We start from the raw sequence: 18,575 nt of genomic DNA on the forward strand, positions 1-18,575 counted from the left end.
TCAGCCGACGGCCTTGGCCCAGTTGTCGGCCAGGTAGGAGGCCATCGCCTCGGACTCCTCGTCGGTGGGCACGACGGGCTCGCCGCTCACCTCGGGCAGGTTGGCCCACAGCTCCTCGTCGATGGTGCCGGCCTCGGCCATCGCGTCGGCGCGGATCGGGCGGGCGCCGCCCTTGAGCCACAGGTTCTGGCCCTCGTCGCTGTAGAGGAACTCCTGCCACAGGCGGGCGGCCGCGGGGTTGGGGCCGTCGGCGTTGATCGCCTGGAAGTAGTAGCCCGCGATGGCGGCCTCGTCGGGGACGACGACCTCCCACGTGTCGATCTCGTTCTTGATCGCCGCGTTGTTGTAGTCCCAGTCGATGACGACCGGCGTCTGGCCGGACTCGATGGTCGCCGGGGTCGGATCGACCGGGATGAAGTTGCCGGCCTTCTTCAGGTCGGCGAACCAGTCGACGCCGGGCTTGATGTCGTCGACGGAGCCGCCGTTGGCGATGGAGGCCATCACCACGCCGGAGAACGCCGCGCCGGCCTGGGTCGGGTCGCCGTTGAGCGCCACCTTGCCCTTGAACTCGGGCTTCAGCAGGTCGTCGAGGCCGGTCACCTCGGGCACGGCGGAGGAGTCGTAGCCGATGGACATGTAGCCGCCGTAGTCGTTGACCCAGGCGCCCTCGGGGTGCTTGAACTCGTCGGGGATGTCGTCCCAGGTCTGGACCTGGTACGGCGCGTACATGTCGACGTTGGCGAGCGCGACGGCCTGACCGAGGTCGAAGACGTCGGGGGCCCGGTCGCTGCCCTTGAGCTGGTTGGCGGCGTTGATCTCGTCCTGGCTGGCCGCGTCGGGCTGCGCCGAGTTGACCTTGATGTCGTACTTCTCCTCGAAGGTCGAGATCAGCTCGCCGTAGTTGGCCCAGTCGGGCGGCAGCGCGATGACGTTGAGCTCGCCCTCCTCCTGGGCGGCCTCGACGAGGCCGTCGAAGTCGCCGAAGTCCTCGACGGACGTGGCCTGCGCGGCGTCGCTGCCCGAGGCGTCACCGCCGTCGTCGTCGGACTCGGGTGCGGCACACGCCGCCAGCGACGCCAGGGTGGCGAGCGCGGCGACGGAGACGAGGGAACGGCGGATCTTCACTCAGACCTCCAGGGGCTGGGACGGGTCGAACCAGGGTGCAACATAGCGTGCGAAGACTGCACCGGGACCGTGCCCTCCACGCGGACCCGGGGCGACCGCCAGGCGTCCGGCGGACGAACGGTCGGTGGTCGGGTCCCGGGACACCGGCACACTGCACGGCGTGCCGCGACGCCGTCCTGCCTGGATCCCCGCCCTCCTCCTGCTGCTCGGCGGGTGCTCCCTGCTCGGCGACGACCCCGGCGAGTCGGCGGCCCCACCGTCTCCCGTCACGCCTGCGGCCGTGACCAGCCCCGACCGCGACCGGGACGTCGTGTCGAGGCGCCTCGCCGCCCTCGACCCGTGCGTGCTCGCGCAGGCGGGAGCGCCCGAGGGCGCCACCACCCGGGCGACCTCCCCCACCGTCTGCACGCTCCGGCTCCCCACGACCCACGCGAACGTCCGGGTCGAGATCGGTGCGGGACTCTCCCAGCAGACCCGCTTCCACCGCTCCCGGCAGGCGCTGGGGGGCGCCGTGGCGTACGCCGAGAGCCCGGTGCTGGAGACCTGCGGCTGGTACCTGCCCGTCGACCAGGGGCGGGCGATCCACGTCTGGACCTACGACGACGGGTGCGCCGCCACGCGCCGGGTCGCGCGTGGCGTCGCCGAGCTGCTCATGGCGACTCCTGAGCGGGCCCTGGCCGACCCCTCCCCTGCCCTCGTCCCGCCCTGCGAGTGGCTGCGCGCGGGTCACGGGGAGCCCACGGGGGACGAGGTCGTCGTCGACTACCTGTTCGGGCCGTCCGCGGCGCCCGGCGAATGCTCGGTGCGCCGTCCGAGCGGCGGGATCCCGGTCGACACGCTGGTGCTCGGGGTGGCCCTCGACCACGGCCACCGGCAGTACCTCGTGGAGCCGGGCCGGGGCGCTCGCGCCGTCGCGGTCGCGGGTCGGCCCGCCGCGCTCACCACCTCGGCGGGCGACTGCGACCTCCAGGTCGCCGCGGCCCCGCTGACGGTCGGCCCGTCGGCCCACGACGACGTGCTGCGGCTCCGCGTCGTGGCGCAGACCTGCCCCGAAGCGCGCCGGGCCGCGACCCGGATGCTCGAGGCCGTGGACGCCCGGGAGCCCGCCGCGCCCGACTTCTCGGACCCTCCTCTCCTCTACCCCGCCGACGGACCGGACCCGGCCGAGGCGACCTCCGCCCGGGCCGACTCCGACGTCGCGGCCGTCGGGGCCTGCGCACACGTCAGCGACGCCACGGAGCGGGAGTGCGCACCCGCGACCGGCGCGGAGGTGCCCGAGGACCCGGCCGACCTGCTGCTGGCCGCGCAGGCCGACGCCGAGGTCCTCTGCGCCGCCCTTCTCCCTCAGGTGCGCGAGCACTTCGGGGACGACGTCGTGGCCGGCACCGGGGTGCTGTCCCGCGCCACCGCGGCCCAGCAGGTCGCCGGCGAGGACGCTCCCCAGGAGCCCGCCTGCTACTTCGGCGAGCCCGAGCACGCGCTGCACCTCACCGCCACCGCCTCCTGGCGGTCGCTGGACGAGTCGACGGTCGGCGAGGCGGAGCAGGAGGTGGCCGGCCACACGGCCGTGACGACCTCGTCGACCGACCCCGAGTCGCCGTCGCGGAGCTGGACCGTGGCCCTGGGCGACCCGGCGGAGCCGGGTGTCCTCTCCCTCCACGTGCAGGTCACCCAGGACCGCAGCCAGGGGCTGTGGCAGGGGGTCCCCGTCGACGGGTCGCTGATGGAGCCGGCCGAGGCCTTCGTCGAGGACGCGGTCCGCGACCTGCTGGACCGACGACCCGGCGGACAGAGGTAATCTGACCCCCCGTGAGCACCGCACCCACGGACCCCGAGTTCCGCTACTCCGACCTGCTGCCCACGGGCCGCGACGAGACGCCGTACCGGCTGATCACCACGGAGGGCGTCTCCACCTTCGAGGCGGCGACCCAGGACGGCGAGGTGCAGACCTTCCTCAAGGTCGAGCCCGAGGCGATCCAGCGGCTCACCGCCGAGGCGATGCACGACATCAGCCACTACCTGCGCCCCGCCCACCTGGCCCAGCTGCGCAAGATCATCGACGACCCCGAGGCCAGCGGCAACGACCGGTTCGTCGCCCTCGACCTGCTGAAGAACGTCAACATCTCCGCCGGCGGCGTGCTGCCGATGTGCCAGGACACCGGCACCGCGATCGTGATGGGCAAGAAGTCGGAGGGCGTGCTGACCGGCGCCGACGACGGCGAGGCGATCAGCCGCGGCGTCTACGACGCCTACACGAAGCTCAACCTCCGCTACTCCCAGCTCGCGCCGCTGACGACGTACGAGGAGAAGAACACCGGCACCAACCTGCCGGCGCAGATCGAGATCTACTCCACCCCGCAGACCAGCGGCCGCCCGGAGTACAAGTTCCTCTTCATGGCCAAGGGCGGCGGCTCGGCCAACAAGTCCTTCCTCTACCAGGAGACGAAGGCCGTCCTGAACCCCAAGCGGATGCTGGAGTTCCTCGACGAGAAGATCCGCTCGCTCGGCACGGCCGCCTGCCCGCCCTACCACCTCGCGGTGGTGATCGGCGGCACCAGCGCGGAGTTCGCGCTCAAGACCGCCAAGTACGCCTCCGCGCACTACCTCGACAACCTGCCGACCGAGGGCTCGATGAGTGCCCACGGCTTCCGCGACCTCGAGCTGGAGGAGCAGGTCTTCGAGCTGACCCAGCAGTTCGGGATCGGCGCCCAGTTCGGCGGCAAGTACTTCTGCCACGACGTGCGCGTGGTCCGGCTCCCCCGCCACGGCGCCTCGTGCCCGGTGGCCATCGCGGTCTCCTGCTCCGCCGACCGGCAGGCCCTGGGCAAGATCACCCCCGACGGCGTCTTCCTCGAGCAGCTCGAGATGGACCCCGCGCAGTACATGCCCGACGCCGGGATGGCCGAGGAGATTGCGGGCGGCGAGGTCGTCAAGATCGACCTCAACCAGCCGATGCCGGCGATCCTCGCCGAGCTCTCCAAGCACCCGGTGAAGACCCGGCTCTCGCTGACGGGACCGCTGGTGGTGGCCCGCGACATCGCGCACGCCAAGATCAAGGAGCGTCTCGACGCCGGCGAGGAGATGCCGGCCTACCTGCGCGACCACCCCGTCTACTACGCCGGCCCCGCCAAGACCCCCGAGGGGATGGCGTCGGGCTCCTTCGGGCCGACCACCGCGGGGCGGATGGACTCCTACGTCGAGCAGTTCCAGGCCGCCGGCGGCTCGATGGTGATGCTGGCCAAGGGCAACCGCTCCAAGCAGGTCACCGACGCCTGCGGTACCCATGGCGGCTTCTATCTCGGCTCGATCGGCGGCCCCGCCGCCCGGCTCGCACAGGACTGCATCAAGAGCCAGGAGGTCATCGAGTACCCCGAGCTCGGGATGGAGGCGATCTGGAAGATCGAGGTCGAGGACTTCCCCGCCTTCATCGTCGTCGACGACAAGGGCAACGACTTCTTCACCGACCCGTCGGGGTCGGTGACGGTGCCGCTGACGGGGATCCGGGTCCGCTCCGCGCAGTGACGGCGGCCCGGGCCACGGCGGCGACGCCGGTGCCCGCGGCCGCGAAGACCACGGCCAGCAGCGCCCAGCCGGGCAGGCCGTGGTCGACCGCCGTGGCGGTGACGAGGGCGGGCGCCACCATCGACGCGACGGAGTAGCCGGTCGCCGCGAGCCCCTGGTACCTGCCGGCGCTGGCCGGGTCGGCCAGCTCGAAGGCGAGTCCCCAGGCCCCGGCCTCGCACCAGGCCTCGGCGAACGACCCGGCCACCTCGGCGGCGAGCAGGAGCAGGACGGCGCCCACGAGGCCGACGCTGCCGGCGGAGCCGTAGAGCAGGCAGGCGACGGCCAGCAGCAGCGAGCCACGGCGTACGACGCGGCCCGCGGTGCCGATGTCGTGGGTGCCCCGGGCGGCTCTCACCTGGAAGAGCGCGACCAGCACGGTGTTGAGCACCAGGAGCGCCGAGATCATCACGTCGGGAGCGTCGGTGGCGGTGGCGATCCACAGCGGCACGCCCACGCTCGTCAACCCGAAGTGCATGGCGATGACGGAGTTGAGCGCCACCGACGAGACGTAGGTGCGGTCCCTCAGCGGCGACGGCCCACGGACCCGGTCGGGGACGAGGTGGTGGTCCATCGCCGTGCCGAACCCCTCGACCCGGCTCCGCAGCCCGACGAGCGGCACCGTGGCGAACAGGGCGAAGAGCCCCACGGCGACCATCGTCACCCGGTACGCCGTGCCCGTGCCGACGAGCAGCGCCCCCGCGGCCAGCACGGTGCCGAGCCCGATGAAGAGGTTGGTGACCACCCGCAGCCGGGCCCGGACGTCGACCCGGTCGGGCCCGGTGAACCAGCGCACCTGCACGGTCGACCGCGCCGTCCCCTGCAGGCTGCGGCTGCCGACGGCGATGCAGGCGATGGCGGTGAAGGAGACCGGCCCGTCGGCCAGCACATAGGCCAGCAGCCCGGCGCCGTGCACCACCCCGGCCCACACGAGCAGCCGGTCGGCGCCGACCCGGTCGGCCGCCTGCCCACCCAGGAAGGAGCACAGGACGCCCAGGAGCCCCGCGATCGTGAGGCCGAGGCCGACGGTGGTGACCTCCAGCCCGATCACCCGGGTGAAGTAGAGGGCGCTGACGCTGTAGAAGAGCCCGTAGGCGAGCGCCTGGGCCGTGGTGGCCGAGGTCAGCGCGCGCTGGACGGGATCCGTGGGGAGAAAGAGGCGGCGGAGGCGGTCGAGCACGTCGCCTGTTCTCCCACGCGCCGCGGGCGCGGCGCCAACGATGTAGCGTCCTGCTTCATGGTCTCTCTGGTCGAGTACGAGCTGACCGGGACCGACCTGGGCGAGGTGCGGTTCGCCCTCTCCCCGATGAACGAGCTCGCCCTCTCGCTGCGCACCTGGCGCGATCCTGGTCGCTACCCGCTGCAGCTGCCCTGGCTGCACCGGACCGCGGCGGCCCGCGCCGGCCTCGACGCCGAGATGCTGCTGGCTCTCACCAACGACGACCTGTGGACCCCCGACTTCCTCACCCCGCGCCCCTGGTCGCCGCTCACCCGGTTCGACGAGGAGCTGGCCGCGCTCGCCCGTACGCCGCTCGAGGTGGTCCGCGACGACCTCGCCGAGGTGCACCCCGAGCCCGACGCCCGCCCGGCCGCGCTCGCCGGCGGCGCCGACCGGGTGCTGCGCCGGATCACCCGGGCGATCGAAGGCTACTGGACCGCGTGCTTCGAGCCGTGGTGGGCGCGGATGCGCACCGTGCTCGAGGCCGACATCGTCCTCCGGGGCCGCACCACCGCCCGCGACGGGCTGGCGGCGATGTTCGCCGACCTCTCACCCGGGATCAGGCTCGTCGACGACGTCGTCCGGGTGGAGATCAGGTCGCTGGGGGGCTTCCGTCGCACCACCGCCGGCGAGGGGCTGACGCTGACGCCCTCGCTGTTCACCCGCTCCGCCACCGTGCCCATCTCCGCGGCCGAGCCGCCGCTGATCCTCTACGGCGCCCGCGGCGCCGGCACCCTGTGGGAGAGCGACCGCCCGGCGGCGCCCCGGGCCCTGGCCGGCCTCGTCGGCGAGGTCCGCGCCCGGCTGCTGCTGCTCCTCGACTCGCCGGCCTCCTCCACCGAGCTCGCGGTGCGACTCGGGGTGACGACCAGCGCCGTCAACCAGCACCTGCGGGCGATGCACGCGGCAGGCCTTCTCACCTCCGCCCGGCACGGGCGATCGGTGCTCTACCTGCGCTCGGCCCTGGGCGACGACCTGCTGCGGGCAGGGTCCTGACCTGCCGCCGCGCCCGCCGGGGGGCGGGGCACGATCAGACCTTCGCGCGGACCGCCCCGGCCAGGCGGGCGGCCGCCGGGATGACGCTGTGGCCCAGGCGGGTGACGTGGGGATCGAGCAGGTCCTGGTAGCTCCCGCCGGCCACCAGCGGGACGCCGGGAGCGGCCTGGGTGAGCGCGGTGACGAGCCGCCGGCAGGCGACCACGTCCTCCTTGGTCGGGACGGCGATCACCACCCCGGCCGGGGTGTGGCGGGTGATCGAGTCCACCCAGGACTGCAGCGGGACGTCGCCCCCGAGGTAGACGGCGTCGACGCCCTCCTCGCGCAGCGCGACCGCGAAAGCCAGGACGCCCAGCTCGTGGCGCGAGCCGGGGGCGAGCCCGACCAGCACCCGTGGCGCGTGCAGCTGGCGGGGCGCCTGGTCGAAGATCGTGGCGAGCCGGCGGTGCACGCTGGCTGAGGCGAAGTGCTCCTCGGCGACGCCGAGCTCGCCGCGCTCCCAGGCCAGCCCCATGTGGTGCAGCGAGGGCAGCAGCCAGCCGTCGACCACCTCGGCGTAGGTGCCGAGGGCGAACCCCTTGTCGAGGGCCCGGGTCAGCCCGTCGACGTCGAAGCCGACCGCGGCGCGCCACAGCGCGTCGGGGTCGCCCAGCGTCGCGGTGGGGGGCGCCAGCTCACCGGCGTGCTCGTCGAGCAGCACCCGCAGCGCCGCCTCGTCGGCCGAGAACCCCTGGTGGAGCAGCGTGGCCAGGTCGGTGAGCCGTCGCTCGGCCCCGCCGTCGCCCGCCATCTCGTCGCTCGCGATCTCCGTCGTCATGGGTCCCACCCGCTCCACTGGTCGACACATCGCCCCGGTGACTTGAGCACGACACCTCGACACTAGCCCGCTTTGCCAAGAAGTGACAGCGAGCGCCGGCAGATGCCCGCGCGCGAGGTGTGGGACTGCCGCGCCGGGGGAACCGCAGAGCCATGGAGGAGACGGTTGAGCACGCCGAGGTCGCGCGCGCCGAGACCGAGCGCGGCGAGCTGGTGCTGCGGCGCCGCAGCCGGCACGGCGCCCCCGACGTGCTCGAGCTGCGGGTCAACGGGGTCTTCGTGATGGACACCCTCGAGACCGGCTCCGAGATCGAGATGGCGGCGCTGGCGCTCGACCTGGTCCCCGACCCGCGCGACGTCGTGGTGGGCGGGCTGGGCCTCGGCTTCACCACCCAGCGGGTGCTGGCCGACCCCCGCGTCGAGCGGGTCACGGTGGTGGAGCTCGAGGAGCCGCTGATCGGGTGGATGCGCGACGGCACCGTGCCGCACGGCCCAGCCCTCATGGCCGACCGCCGGCTGCGGGTCGTCAACGCCGACATCTCGATGGCGGTCGCGGAGGCCCGGCAGCGGCACGACCTGCTGCTGCTCGACGTCGACAACGGTCCGCGCTACCTCGTCCACGGCGACAACGCGGGGCTCTACGAGCAGTCGTTCCTCGAGCAGTGCCGGGCGATGCTCAACCCGGGCGGGGTGCTGGTGGTGTGGGCGGCCGACGAGGCGCCCGAGCTCGCCGACGCGGTCCGCCGGGTCTTCGGCGACGTCACGGAGACGGCGTACGACGTCCTGCTGCAGGACCGTCCGGAGACCTACCACCTCTACAGCGCGCAGGTACCGTCGACGCCATGACCGACTTCCGCACCGAGCACGACTCCATGGGCGAGGTCCAGGTGCCTCGCGACGCCCTGTGGCGGGCGCAGACCCAGCGGGCCGTCGAGAACTTCCCGATCAGCGGCACCACCCTCGAGCCGCGCCACCTCCAGGCCCTCGGCCTGGTCAAGCAGGCGGCCGCCCGGGTCAACGGCGAGCTCGGCGTGCTGCCGCCCGAGCTCGCCGAGGCCGTCGGGTCCGCGGCGGCCGAGGTGGCCGCCGGGGAGCACGTCGACCACTTCCCGCTCGACGTCTTCCAGACCGGCTCGGGCACGAGCTCCAACATGAACACCAACGAGGTGATCGCCTCGCTCGCCTCGGCACGCGGGGTCGAGGTCCACCCCAACGACCACGTCAACGCCTCGCAGTCCTCGAACGACACCTTCCCGACCTCCATCCACGTCGCGGCGACGCTCGCGGTCGTGGAGGACCTGCTCCCCGCGCTCGACGTGCTGGCCGGCTCGCTGGAGGCCAAGGCCGAGGAGTTCGCCGGCCTCGTGAAGTCGGGCCGCACCCACCTGATGGACGCCACCCCGGTGATGCTGGGCCAGGAGTTCGGCGGGTACGCCGCGACCGTGCGGCTGGCCGTCGAGCGGCTGGGGTCTGTGCTCCCCCGGGTCCGCGAGCTGCCCCTGGGCGGCACCGCCGTCGGCACCGGGATCAACACCCCGTCCGGCTTCTCGGCGCGGGTGATCGAGGTGATCGCCGAGCTCACCGGCCAGCCGTTCACCGAAGCCCGCAACCACTTCGAGGCCCAGGGCACCCGCGACTCCCTGGTCGAGCTCTCGGGCGTGCTGCGCACGTACGCCGTCGGCCTCACCAAGGTCTGCAACGACCTGCGCTGGATGTCGTCGGGCCCCACGACCGGCCTCGCCGAGATCCACCTGCCCGACCTGCAGCCGGGGTCGAGCATCATGCCCGGCAAGGTCAACCCCGTGCTCCCCGAGGCCACCCTCATGGTCTGCGCGCAGGTGGTCGGCAACGACGCCGCCGTCGCGTGGGGCGGCGCCGCGGGCAACTTCGAGCTCAACGTGATGATGCCGGTGATGGCGCGCAACGTGCTGGAGTCGGTGCGGATCCTCTCGACCTCCTCGCGGTTGCTGGCCGAGCGCTGCGTCGACGGCATCACCGCCGACGCCGAGCGGATGCGGCGGTACGCCGAGTCCTCGCCGTCGGTGGTCACCCCGCTCAACAAGCACATCGGCTACGAGTCGGCCGCCAAGGTCGCCAAGAAGGCGCTCGCCGACGGGGCCACGATCCGCGAGACCGTGCTCGCCATGGGCTTCGTGGAGCGCGGCGAGCTCACCGAGGAGCAGCTCGACGCCGCCCTCGACGTCGAGTCGATGACCCACCCCTAGGAGCAGGACCGTGATCCTCGGAGACCTCGTGCGCGGCGCAACCGCCCTGCCCCGCGCCGGGCTGGCCGTCGCGCTCGAGACGGGCCAGCGGGTCGTCGACCTGGTCGGCGACGCCGAGCTCCTGGTCGCGCAGGCCACCACCCTCCTGGCCCGGCTGGAGGTGCTGCTCGACCAGGTGGAGCGCGAGGTGGTCGCGGTGGCCGACGTGATCGCCCGCGTCCAGCCGCAGCCCGAGCTGGCGGCCGCGGCGGTGGACGGCGTGCGCCTCGTCACCGCCGAGGCGGGGAGCACCCGGGCGCTGGCCGACGAGCAGGTGCAGCGCCTGCAGCGGATGGTCGACGACTACGAGGGGCCGCTGCGGGCCCTCGCGCCGCTGCTGGTGCAGGCGGCGCGCGAGCTGCGGCCGGTGCACCTCTCGGGGGTGGCCTCGCTGCTGGAGACCCTCCCCCGGATCGTGGACCGCCTCGAGCCCGCCCTGGTCGGCCTCGCCGAGCTGGCACCGGGGATCGAGGACGTCGCGGAGAAGGTGGAGACGGTCGGGCAGGTCGTCGACGGTCTCCCGGGCGCCAACCTGCTGAGGCGGCGCTCGCAGGCCAAGGAGGCGGAGGACTAGCCCCGGGCGGCGGCGGAGGGCGTCCGCACCGGGTCGGCGTACGCCCCGGTGCGGACGAGCAGGGGCCATTCGGCGCGGGCCACCGGCACCAGCACCGCCAGGACGGGCAGGCACCAGACCCAGATCCACGGCCCGAACGCCATGAGCAGCACGTGGAAGCCGATCGCCCCGACCCAGCCGACCCGGGCCGCGCGGCCGCCGCGCAGCAGCAGGACGCCGACGGCCAGCTCGGCAGCGGCGAGCAGCAGCGCCCAGGGCGCCGGGCTGCCGGCCACGACGTCCTGCCAGGTCTCCCGGACGACGTCCAGGGCGGCCTGGTCGCCGAAGACGCCCCAGGCGTCCGCGTCTGCGGCCGCCATCCCGACGTTGATCCCGGCCGTGAAGAGGAAGAACCCTCCGACGAACCGGCGAACGCTCCCGAGCATCTCGCACCTCCGACCATCCAGCTCCAGCGTCGCCCCGGCGGCCGGCGGCGGCAAGGACGCGGACCACAGCTGGCCGGTGATCTCCGGAACACCGCACGGGTGATGATGTAGGCGTGGAGACGATCGTGACCGCCCTGACCGACGGACGCGGCCGGCACCCGGTGACCGTGGCCGGCCAGACGATGGCGTACGACGACCTGCTGGGCGCCGCCGCCGCGGTCGCCGCCGGCCTGCACGACCACCGCCGGGTCGCCGTCCTCGCCACCCCCTCCGCGGAGACGGTGGTGGCGGTCGTCGGCGCCCTGCTGGCCGGGGCCGAGGTGGTCCCGGTGCCACCCGACTCGGGCCGCGCCGAGCTCGACCACGTGCTGGCCGACTCGCGCGCCGACTGCTGGCTCGGCGCCGCGCCCTCCGGCAGCCGCCTGGCCTCGCAACCGGTCGACCTCGCCGCGCGGGCGCCGTACGAGCCCCTCGACGTCGACCCGGACCGCACCGCCCTCGTCCTGTACACGTCGGGCACCACGGGCCTGCCCAAGGGCGTGCTGCTCCCGCGCCGGGCGCTGGCCGCCGGGATCGACGCCCTCGCCGACGCCTGGGCCTGGACGGCCGACGACGTGCTGGCCCACGGCCTGCCGCTCTTCCACGTGCACGGCCTGGTGCTCGGGGTGCTGGGGCCCCTTCGCGTCGGGGGCGGGCTGGTCCACACCGGCAGGGGCACGCCGGAGACGTACGCCGCGGCCGCGCGCGCCGGCGCGACGATGTTCTTCGCGGTGCCGACCATCTGGTCCCGGGTCGCCGAGCACCCCGAGCACGCGGAGGCGCTGCGCGCGGCCCGGCTGCTGGTCTCGGGCAGCGCCGCCCTGCCGGTCCCGGTCTTCGAGCGCCTCGAGCGGCTCACCGGCCAGCGGGTGGTCGAGCGCTACGGGATGAGCGAGACCCTCATCACCGTCGCCACGCGAGCCGACGGCCGACCCCGCGCCGGCTGGGTCGGGGTCCCGGTCGCCGGGGTGGAGACCCGCCTCGTCGCCGAGGACGGCACGGAGGTCCCGCACGACGGGGAGTCCGTGGGCCGGCTCGAGGTCCGCGGCGCCACCCTCTTCGCCGGCTACCTCGACCGCCCCGAGGCCACCGCGGAGGCCTGGACCGACGACGGCTGGTTCCGCACCGGCGACGTCGCCGTCGTCGCGCCCGACGGCGCGCACCGGATCGTCGGCCGGGAGTCGGTCGACCTCATCAAGTCGGGCGGCTACCGGATCGGCGCGGGCGAGGTCGAGTCGACGCTGCTGGGCCACCCCGCGGTCGCCGAGTGCGCGGTGGTCGGCGAGCCCGACGACGACCTGGGCCAGCGGGTCGTCGCGTACGTCGTCCTCCGCGGCGCGGCCGCGGACGGGCTGGCCGCCGAGCTCACGGCGTACGTCGGCCAGGAGCTGTCGGCGCACAAGCGCCCGCGCGAGGTCCGCTTCGTCGACTCACTGCCGCGCAACGAGATGGGGAAGGTCCAGAAGGCCCGGCTGCTGCCGGGGTGAGCGGGCGGCTCAGTACCAGTTGTTCGCGGCCTTGAACGACCAGGCGGCGCACGGGGTGCCGTAGCGGTTCTTGATGTACTCCAGCCCCCAGCGGATCTGCACCTCGGCGGAGGTCATGTAGCCCTCCGGGAGGTCGTGGGTGCGGGTCAGGGCCTGCGGGATGCCGTACGCCGACGACGTGGGGTTGTCGGCGTCGACCCGCCAGTCGCTCTCGCTCACGTAGAGCGAGTCCAGGCAGCCGAACTGCGAGACCGAGAAGCCGAACTCGGGCATCAGGGCCCGCGCGACCTCGCGCGGGTCGGAGTCGTCGAGCGTCTGGGTGCGCTTCGTGACGAGGCCCGCCTCGGTGGAGAGCGCCGCCTGCTTGAGCGGGTCGCGGGCGCCGCGCCGGTCCGCGCGGGAGACGACGGCGCGGTCGGCCAGGCTGGCCGCGGCGATGTCGGTCGACACGTCGGTCGCGGTGTCGGCGGCCACCATGTCGGGCGCCTGCGACAGCACCCCGCTCGAGACCGCCACGCCCGTCGAGACCGCGGCGACGCCCGCCGTCACGGCGGCCCGCCGGACGAGCCGGCGCGGCTCGCGCTCACGCCGGTGCTTGCCGGGGGCGCGGTGCTTGGGGACGTACTGCTCGGAACTCGACACGGGCTCTCTCGGGACGACTGACGGCGGCGCGTGACCGGGCTGACTCCGCGAAGGTCACGGAACGGTCACGCGCCACCTTGCAGGCTCCCCCCGGCGTGGCGCAAACCAGACCCCCACTATTGGGGACCGCTGCGACGAGGCTCACGCCACGCTGCGACGGGGCTACAGCGTGACGTCCTCCAGCATCTCGGTCACCAGCGCGGCGATCGGCGACCGCTCGGAGCGGGTGAGGGTGACGTGGGCGAAGAGCGGGTGGCCCTTGAGCTTCTCCACGACCGCCACGATCCCGTCGTGGCGCCCCACCCGCAGGTTGTCGCGCTGGGCGACGTCGTGCGTGAGCACCACCTTGGAGTTGGCCCCGATCCGCGACAGCACGGTGAGCAGCACGTTGCGCTCGAGCGACTGCGCCTCGTCGACGATCACGAAGGCGTCGTGCAGCGAGCGGCCCCGGATGTGGGTCAGCGGCAGCACCTCGAGCATCCCGCGGTCGAGCACCTCCTCGACCACGTGCGGGGAGACCAGGGCGTTGAGCGTGTCGAAGACCGCCTGGCCCCACGGCGACATCTTCTCGCTCTCGGAGCCGGGCAGGTAGCCGAGCTCCTGCCCGCCCACGGCGAAGAGCGGGCGGAAGACCACGACCTTCTTGTGCTGGCCTCGCTCGAGCACCGCCTCCAGGCCCGCGCAGAGCGCCATCGCCGACTTGCCGGTGCCGGCACGACCGCCGAGCGAGACGATCCCGATGTCGGGGTCGAGCAGCATCTCGAGCGCCACGCGCTGCTCCGCGGAACGGCCGTGGATGCCGAACGCCTCGCGGTCGCCCTTGACGAGATGGACCTCCTTGTCGGCGCCGACCCGGCCGAGCGCGGTGCCTCGGTCGGAGAGGAGGACGAGGCCGGTGTGGCAGGGCAGCTGGCGGGCCTCGTCGAGGTCGAGGGAGCCGTCGTCGTAGAGCCGGTCGAGGTCGGCGGCGGCGACGGGGAGCTCGACCATCCCGGTCCACCCGGACTCCGCCTCGCTGACCCCCTCGGCGCGGTACTCCGCGGCGTCCAGGCCGACGGCCGAGGCCTTGATCCGGAGCGGCAGGTCCTTGGAGACGAGGGTGACGCGGTGCCCCTCGTCGGCCAGGTTGCGGGCCACCGACAGGATCCGGGTGTCGTTGTCGCCCAGCCTGAAGCCCGAGGGCAGGGCGCCCGGGTCGGTGTGGTTCAGCTCGACGCGCAGGGTGCCGCCGGCCTCGCCGACCGGCACGGGCCGGTCGAGGCGTCCGTGGACGACCCGGAGCTCGTCGAGCATCCGCAGCGCGCTGCGGGCGAAGTAGCCGAGCTCGGGGTGGTGCCGCTTCCCCTCCAGCTCGGTGATGACCACGACCGGCAGCACGACCTCGTGCTCGGCGAAGCGCTTGATGGCGCCGGGGTCGGCCAGGAGGACGCTGGTGTCCAGGACATACGTGCGGTGCTGGGTCGTGGTCACGTCGTGCTCACCCTCACGGGACGGCGCGCGCACTCCTCGCCCGCCCCTAGTTCGTGCTGACGGACCGGGAAGGGACCCGAGGACCGGAGTGCCGGCCCCCTCCGACACCGCGCGGCGCGAACTGCCCCGCGTGGTGTGCTGCGAAGTCGTGACTGCTCACGAACGGCCTCCCGGTTTCAGCGAGCTTCCCCACTCGCCGATGTCTCGGAAAGTACGCCGCGGGGCCGGCCGTCCAGCAGCGACACGCGGAAACGTCAGGTTAATCCTGTGTGACAGGACACGTCGCCGGGCGTCGGGAGGACCGTCAACCGGCGAGGTAGCCCGCGAGCAGCCGCCCGGGTGCGTCAGACCGACGCCCCGGCGCGCTGCAGCCGTCCGTCGATCATCTCCCAGACCTCGTCGCAGTGGTGCAGGACGTCGTGGTCGTGCGTGACCATCACGGTCGCCACGCCGTGCCGGTGGCTCTCGTCGACGAGCAGGGCGACGACGTCCTGGCTGCGCTGGCGGTCCAGCGCCGCCGTGGGCTCGTCGACCAGCAGGAGCCCCGGACGGGTCATCAGCGCCCGGGCGATGCCGACGCGCTGGCGCTCGCCGCCGGAGAACTGGTGGGGCCGGCGCTTCGCCTTGTGGGCCATGCCCACCTCGCCGAGCAGCTCGTCGGGGTCGCGGGGGTCGGCGACCCTGCCGAAGGTCAGCGGCAGCCGCAGCTGGTCGCGGGCGGTGAGCGCCGGGACCAGGTTGCCGCTCTGGAAGACGTAGCCGATCCGGGTGCGCCGGACCGCTGCCACCTCCTTCCGCGAGGCGGTGGTCAGCTCGACGTCGCCGACCCGCGCCGTGCCCGAGCTGGGACGGACCAGGCCGCCGGCCACGGCCAGGAGGCTGGACTTGCCGGGACCCGGAAGGGCCCACGACGGCCACGAGGCGTCCGGGAGCGACGGTGAGGCTGACGGAGTCCAGGGCGGTGACCTTCTCCTCGCCGTCGCCGTGCAGCAGGGTGACGTCGGACAGCTCGAGCGCGGGGTGGTCACGGTGCTCATCGGTTGCCTCCCAGGACGGTGAGGGGGTCGACGCGGGTGATCCGGAGGACGGCCACGGCCGCCCCCAGCACCCCCAGGACGACCAGCAGGGTGGCGGCGAGGCCGAGGCCGACGGACGCCCCGGCGCCCATCGCGCATCACGGCGACCTCCTGCTTGCGCTGGATCGTCAGGACGGTGAAGAACGCGCCGACCACGAGGGCCGAGATCGCGTAGAGGAAGACCTGGATCAGCTGCAGGGTCGAGGTCTCGGCGGTGTAGCCGGGCGAGGCGCCGAAGGAGTCCTCCAGCGTCATCGAGGTGGTGCCGACGGCGGCGTCCCCGGCCTCGAGGTCCTCGGGCGCGTCGGAGCCCTTGACCGCGACCGCGGTCACCTCGTCGCGGACCCGGTCCGGGACCTCCTCGCCCGGGGCGGCGCCCGAGCGGATCTCCTGCCAGGTGGCGAGCGGAAGGTAGGCGGTGTCGACGTGGCCGAAGGTGTGCTGCTCGGCCATGATCCCGGTGACGGTGAGCTCGGCGCCCTAGGCTCAACGACGACCACGTCGCCGACGTCGATCCCCTCCTCGACGCCGGGCTGGTCGGCTCACTCCTCGACCGTCCCGAGGTCGACCACGCTGCGGGAGAACGCGGAGTCCTTGGAGACGTCCTCCTGGAACGCGAACGACGTGACGGGCATGCGCTGCAGCCCGAGACGCCGTCGTTGACCAGGCCGACCGAGAGGCCGGAGAGGAGGACCAAGAGGAGGGAGATCAGGGCCGCGGGGGCGTGTGACCCGTCACGTCCCGAAGCGGCGCTCCCGCTCGGCGTACGCCCGGATCGCCCGGAGGAAGTCGACCCGGCGGAAGTCGGGCCACAGCGCCTCGCAGAAGTAGAACTCGCTGTGCGCGCTCTGCCACAGCAGGAAGCCGCCCAGGCGCTGCTCCCCCGAGGTGCGGATGACGAGGTCGGGGTCGGGCTGGCCCTTGGTGTAGAGGTGCTCGGCGATGTGCTCGACGTCCAGGGTCTCGGCGAGCTGCTCCAGCGTCGCCCCCGCGGCGGACTGCTCGAGCAGCAGCGACCGCACCGCGTCCGCGATCTCGCGGCGGCCGCCGTATCCCACGGCGACGTTGACGAGCAGCCCGTCCACGTCGCGGGTCGCCTCCTCGGCCGCCTTGAGCCGCTCGCGGGTGGCGTCGGGGAGCAGGTCGAGGGCCCCCACCGGGTGGACCCGCCAGCGGCCGGTGGCGGCCAGCGACTCCACCGCCCCCTCGATCACGCCGAGGAGCCCGGACAGCTGCTCGGGCGGACGGTTGAGGTTGTCGGTGGAGAGCAGCCACAGGGTGACCACCTCGACGCCGACCTCCTCGCACCACCCCAGGAAGGGCTGGATGTTGTCGGCGCCCGCCTGGTAGCCCTGCGCGGTGTCCGCGCCCACCGCACGGGCCCAGCGCCGGTTGCCGTCGAGCATCACGCCCACGTGCTTCGGGATCCGGTCGGGCGGGAGGAACTTGACGACCCGGGACTCGTACGCCGGGTAGAGCAGCCGGCGCACGGCGTCCTTGAAGTTCCCCATGGACACGGATGTTACCGACGCCGGCGGTTGGGTATCCGCAGGATGGGAACGACAGTGACGGCGGTCGCGTCCGGGCGACCCGCCACCTACGGTGCCGTAAGTTGGGAGACATGCGCGAGTCGGTACGTACGCAGATGGACCACCTCCACGACCGGGTCGAGGGTGCGCTGGAGGAGGTGAAGCCACACCTGCGCGGCTGGCTGCACGCCGGGACCGTCCCCGTGGCGCTCGCCGCCGGGATCGCCCTCGTCGTCCTCTCCCCGACCGCCGAGACCCGCCTGGGCTCCGCCGTCTTCGCGCTCTCCGCGCTCCTGCTCTTCACGGTCTCGGCGCTCTACCACCGGGGTCGCTGGTCGCCGCGGACCCACACCCACCTGCAGCGCTTCGACCACTCCAACATCTTCGTGCTGATCGCGGGCTCCTGCACCCCCTTCGCCCTCCTGCTGCTGCAGGGCGCCGACCGCTGGTGGATGCTCGGCATCAGCTGGGGCGGGGCGCTGGCGGGCGTGGTCATGAAGGTCTGGTGGGTGACCCACCCGCGGTGGCTCTCGGCGCCGATCTACATCGCGCTGGGCTGGGCGCCCGTCTTCTTCTTCGGCGGCTTCGTCGACGGGGCGATGGAGTACGGCGCCCGCGTGGGCGTGGCGGTGATCACCCTGGTGGTCGTCGGCGGGGCGCTCTACACGCTCGGCGGGATCGTCTACGGCTTCAAGCGGCCCGACCCCAGCCCCCGCTGGTTCGGCTTCCACGAGGTCTTCCACTCGTTCACGATCCTCGCCTTCCTCAGCCACTACGTGGGCGTCTCCATCGCGACGTACTCCCTGAGGTGAGCGCCGCGAGATGACGCAGGACTCCACCCTCGAGGGCCTGACCGACCGCCCGTCCGGCCGGCGCTCCCACCGACTGGCCGTCACCGGCCTCGTCCTCCTCGTGCTCGCCGGCGTGCTCGGCCTGCTCGGCCCGCGGACCGGACAGGTCGAGGACACGACCGGCCCTTGGGACCTCCGGGTCACCTACCCCTCGGTGACCCGGGCGGGGGTGCCCACGCCCCTGCACCTGACCGTCACCCGGGAGGCCGGCTTCGAGGGGGTCGAGGCCGTGCGGGTCGCGCTCTGCGACGACTGGTTCGACCACGTCGACTTCCAGAGCTGGTACCCGACCCCCGCCGCCGAGACGGGGCTGCCCGGTCGTCTGGTCTACGACTTCGACCCGCCGCCCACCGGCCGCACCCTCGAGGTGAGCCTCGACGCCCACGAGCAGCCCGGGGGCCTCGCAGGCCGCCGGACCTGCGAGGTCGAGGTGCTGCTGGACGACGTCGTGGCCGCGTCGGTCTCCTTCTCCACGTGGCGGCTGCCGTGACCGCGCACCCG

Annotated in this window: 17 protein-coding genes; 9 read left to right on the forward strand and 8 right to left on the reverse strand. The window is 73.4% G+C overall.

Features of this window, described 5'->3' with window-relative positions; translation table 11 throughout:
* Entirely contained in the window at window positions 1-1,125 is a 1,125-nt protein-coding gene (locus DNK53_RS09645; RefSeq protein ID WP_110182046.1) for an ABC transporter substrate-binding protein, read from the reverse strand.
* 160 nt (window positions 1,126-1,285) lie between these two features.
* On the opposite strand from DNK53_RS09645, the gene DNK53_RS09650 reads away from it, so the two are divergent.
* Both DNK53_RS09650 and DNK53_RS09655 read left to right on the forward strand, forming a co-directional pair.
* The gene (locus DNK53_RS09650; RefSeq protein WP_162599865.1) at window positions 1,286-2,923 is read left to right on the forward strand and encodes a hypothetical protein; all 1,638 of its coding nucleotides are present in this window, start codon (window positions 1,286-1,288) and stop codon (window positions 2,921-2,923) included.
* An 11-nt stretch (window positions 2,924-2,934) separates the two neighbouring features.
* Window positions 2,935-4,647 (forward strand): fumarate hydratase, encoded by a 1,713-nt coding sequence (locus tag DNK53_RS09655; RefSeq protein ID WP_110182048.1) that lies wholly within the window; start codon window positions 2,935-2,937, stop codon window positions 4,645-4,647.
* On the opposite strand, the gene DNK53_RS09660 is transcribed toward DNK53_RS09655, so the two are convergent.
* The gene (locus tag DNK53_RS09660; RefSeq protein WP_110182049.1) at window positions 4,583-5,866 is read right to left on the reverse strand and encodes an MFS transporter; all 1,284 of its coding nucleotides are present in this window, start codon (window positions 5,864-5,866) and stop codon (window positions 4,583-4,585) included. The genes DNK53_RS09655 and DNK53_RS09660 overlap by 65 nt on opposite strands.
* Before the next feature lie 57 nt (window positions 5,867-5,923).
* Here DNK53_RS09660 and DNK53_RS09665 point away from each other — a divergent pair, with 57 nt between their 5' ends.
* Window positions 5,924-6,901, forward strand: a complete 978-nt coding sequence (locus DNK53_RS09665; protein WP_239456453.1) for an ArsR/SmtB family transcription factor — start codon at window positions 5,924-5,926, stop codon at window positions 6,899-6,901.
* A gap of 34 nt (window positions 6,902-6,935) precedes the next feature.
* Here DNK53_RS09665 and DNK53_RS09670 read toward each other — a convergent pair whose 3' ends face one another.
* The gene (locus DNK53_RS09670) at window positions 6,936-7,718 is read right to left on the reverse strand and encodes a cobalamin B12-binding domain-containing protein (protein WP_162599866.1); all 783 of its coding nucleotides are present in this window, start codon (window positions 7,716-7,718) and stop codon (window positions 6,936-6,938) included.
* 152 nt (window positions 7,719-7,870) lie between these two features.
* Between DNK53_RS09670 and DNK53_RS09675 the strand changes: the two genes are divergently transcribed.
* Genes DNK53_RS09675 through DNK53_RS09685 form a run of 3 tightly spaced genes read left to right on the forward strand, consistent with a single transcriptional unit; the run spans window position 7,871 to window position 10,555 of the window.
* The gene (locus DNK53_RS09675) at window positions 7,871-8,563 is read left to right on the forward strand and encodes a spermidine synthase (RefSeq protein ID WP_110182051.1); all 693 of its coding nucleotides are present in this window, start codon (window positions 7,871-7,873) and stop codon (window positions 8,561-8,563) included.
* Window positions 8,560-9,942 carry a class II fumarate hydratase gene (locus DNK53_RS09680; RefSeq protein WP_110182052.1) on the forward strand — a complete coding sequence of 461 codons (1,383 nt, stop codon included), beginning with the start codon at window positions 8,560-8,562 and terminating at the stop codon, window positions 9,940-9,942. The genes DNK53_RS09675 and DNK53_RS09680 overlap by 4 nt, the downstream gene beginning before the upstream one ends.
* Window positions 9,943-9,952: 10 nt before the next feature.
* The gene (locus DNK53_RS09685; protein ID WP_110182053.1) at window positions 9,953-10,555 is read left to right on the forward strand and encodes a hypothetical protein; all 603 of its coding nucleotides are present in this window, start codon (window positions 9,953-9,955) and stop codon (window positions 10,553-10,555) included.
* Here the strand turns inward: DNK53_RS09685 and DNK53_RS09690 are convergent.
* Window positions 10,552-10,980, reverse strand: coding sequence for a hypothetical protein (locus tag DNK53_RS09690; protein WP_204163841.1), 429 nt, complete (start codon window positions 10,978-10,980; stop codon window positions 10,552-10,554). The two genes, DNK53_RS09685 and DNK53_RS09690, sit on opposite strands and share 4 nt — an antisense overlap.
* Window positions 10,981-11,093: 113 nt before the next feature.
* On the opposite strand from DNK53_RS09690, the gene DNK53_RS09695 reads away from it, so the two are divergent.
* The gene (locus tag DNK53_RS09695) at window positions 11,094-12,506 is read left to right on the forward strand and encodes an acyl-CoA synthetase (protein WP_239456454.1); all 1,413 of its coding nucleotides are present in this window, start codon (window positions 11,094-11,096) and stop codon (window positions 12,504-12,506) included.
* A gap of 9 nt (window positions 12,507-12,515) precedes the next feature.
* On the opposite strand, the gene DNK53_RS09700 is transcribed toward DNK53_RS09695, so the two are convergent.
* The 4 genes from DNK53_RS09700 to DNK53_RS09720 all read right to left on the reverse strand — a co-directional run bounded on the left by DNK53_RS09700 (window position 12,516) and on the right by DNK53_RS09720 (window position 17,205).
* The gene (locus DNK53_RS09700) at window positions 12,516-13,148 is read right to left on the reverse strand and encodes an aggregation-promoting factor C-terminal-like domain-containing protein (protein ID WP_110182054.1); all 633 of its coding nucleotides are present in this window, start codon (window positions 13,146-13,148) and stop codon (window positions 12,516-12,518) included.
* Window positions 13,149-13,310: 162 nt separating this feature from the next.
* On the reverse strand, window positions 13,311-14,618 hold the full coding sequence (locus DNK53_RS09705) for a PhoH family protein (RefSeq protein WP_204163842.1): 1,308 nt from the start codon (window positions 14,616-14,618) through the stop codon (window positions 13,311-13,313).
* A gap of 344 nt (window positions 14,619-14,962) precedes the next feature.
* Window positions 14,963-16,147 (reverse strand): ATP-binding cassette domain-containing protein, encoded by a 1,185-nt coding sequence (locus DNK53_RS18045; RefSeq protein ID WP_239456455.1) that lies wholly within the window; start codon window positions 16,145-16,147, stop codon window positions 14,963-14,965.
* A 281-nt stretch (window positions 16,148-16,428) separates the two neighbouring features.
* Window positions 16,429-17,205 (reverse strand): isoprenyl transferase, encoded by a 777-nt coding sequence (locus DNK53_RS09720; RefSeq protein WP_110182056.1) that lies wholly within the window; start codon window positions 17,203-17,205, stop codon window positions 16,429-16,431.
* A gap of 110 nt (window positions 17,206-17,315) precedes the next feature.
* Here DNK53_RS09720 and trhA point away from each other — a divergent pair, with 110 nt between their 5' ends.
* Window positions 17,316-18,035 (forward strand): PAQR family membrane homeostasis protein TrhA, encoded by a 720-nt coding sequence (trhA, locus tag DNK53_RS09725; protein WP_110182057.1) that lies wholly within the window; start codon window positions 17,316-17,318, stop codon window positions 18,033-18,035.
* 10 nt (window positions 18,036-18,045) lie between these two features.
* Window positions 18,046-18,564, forward strand: coding sequence for a hypothetical protein (locus tag DNK53_RS09730; protein WP_110182058.1), 519 nt, complete (start codon window positions 18,046-18,048; stop codon window positions 18,562-18,564).
* Window positions 18,565-18,575 lie beyond the last annotated feature (11 nt).

This window comes from Nocardioides solisilvae (assembly GCF_003194625.1).
GTDB lineage: Bacteria > Actinomycetota > Actinomycetes > Propionibacteriales > Nocardioidaceae > Nocardioides > Nocardioides solisilvae.

Coding starts and splice junctions, on each gene's coding strand:
- DNK53_RS09665 (WP_239456453.1), top strand. CDS start 5,924: ATGGTCTCTCTGGTCGAGTACGAGCTGACCGGGACCGACCTGGGCGAG.
- DNK53_RS09670 (WP_162599866.1), bottom strand. CDS start 7,718: ATGACGACGGAGATCGCGAGCGACGAGATGGCGGGCGACGGCGGGGCC.
- DNK53_RS09675 (WP_110182051.1), top strand. CDS start 7,871: ATGGAGGAGACGGTTGAGCACGCCGAGGTCGCGCGCGCCGAGACCGAG.
- DNK53_RS09680 (WP_110182052.1), top strand. CDS start 8,560: ATGACCGACTTCCGCACCGAGCACGACTCCATGGGCGAGGTCCAGGTG.
- DNK53_RS09690 (WP_204163841.1), bottom strand. CDS start 10,980: ATGCTCGGGAGCGTTCGCCGGTTCGTCGGAGGGTTCTTCCTCTTCACG.
- DNK53_RS18045 (WP_239456455.1), bottom strand. CDS start 16,147: ATGGCCGAGCAGCACACCTTCGGCCACGTCGACACCGCCTACCTTCCG.
- DNK53_RS09720 (WP_110182056.1), bottom strand. CDS start 17,205: ATGGGGAACTTCAAGGACGCCGTGCGCCGGCTGCTCTACCCGGCGTAC.
- trhA (WP_110182057.1), top strand. CDS start 17,316: ATGCGCGAGTCGGTACGTACGCAGATGGACCACCTCCACGACCGGGTC.
- DNK53_RS09730 (WP_110182058.1), top strand. CDS start 18,046: ATGACGCAGGACTCCACCCTCGAGGGCCTGACCGACCGCCCGTCCGGC.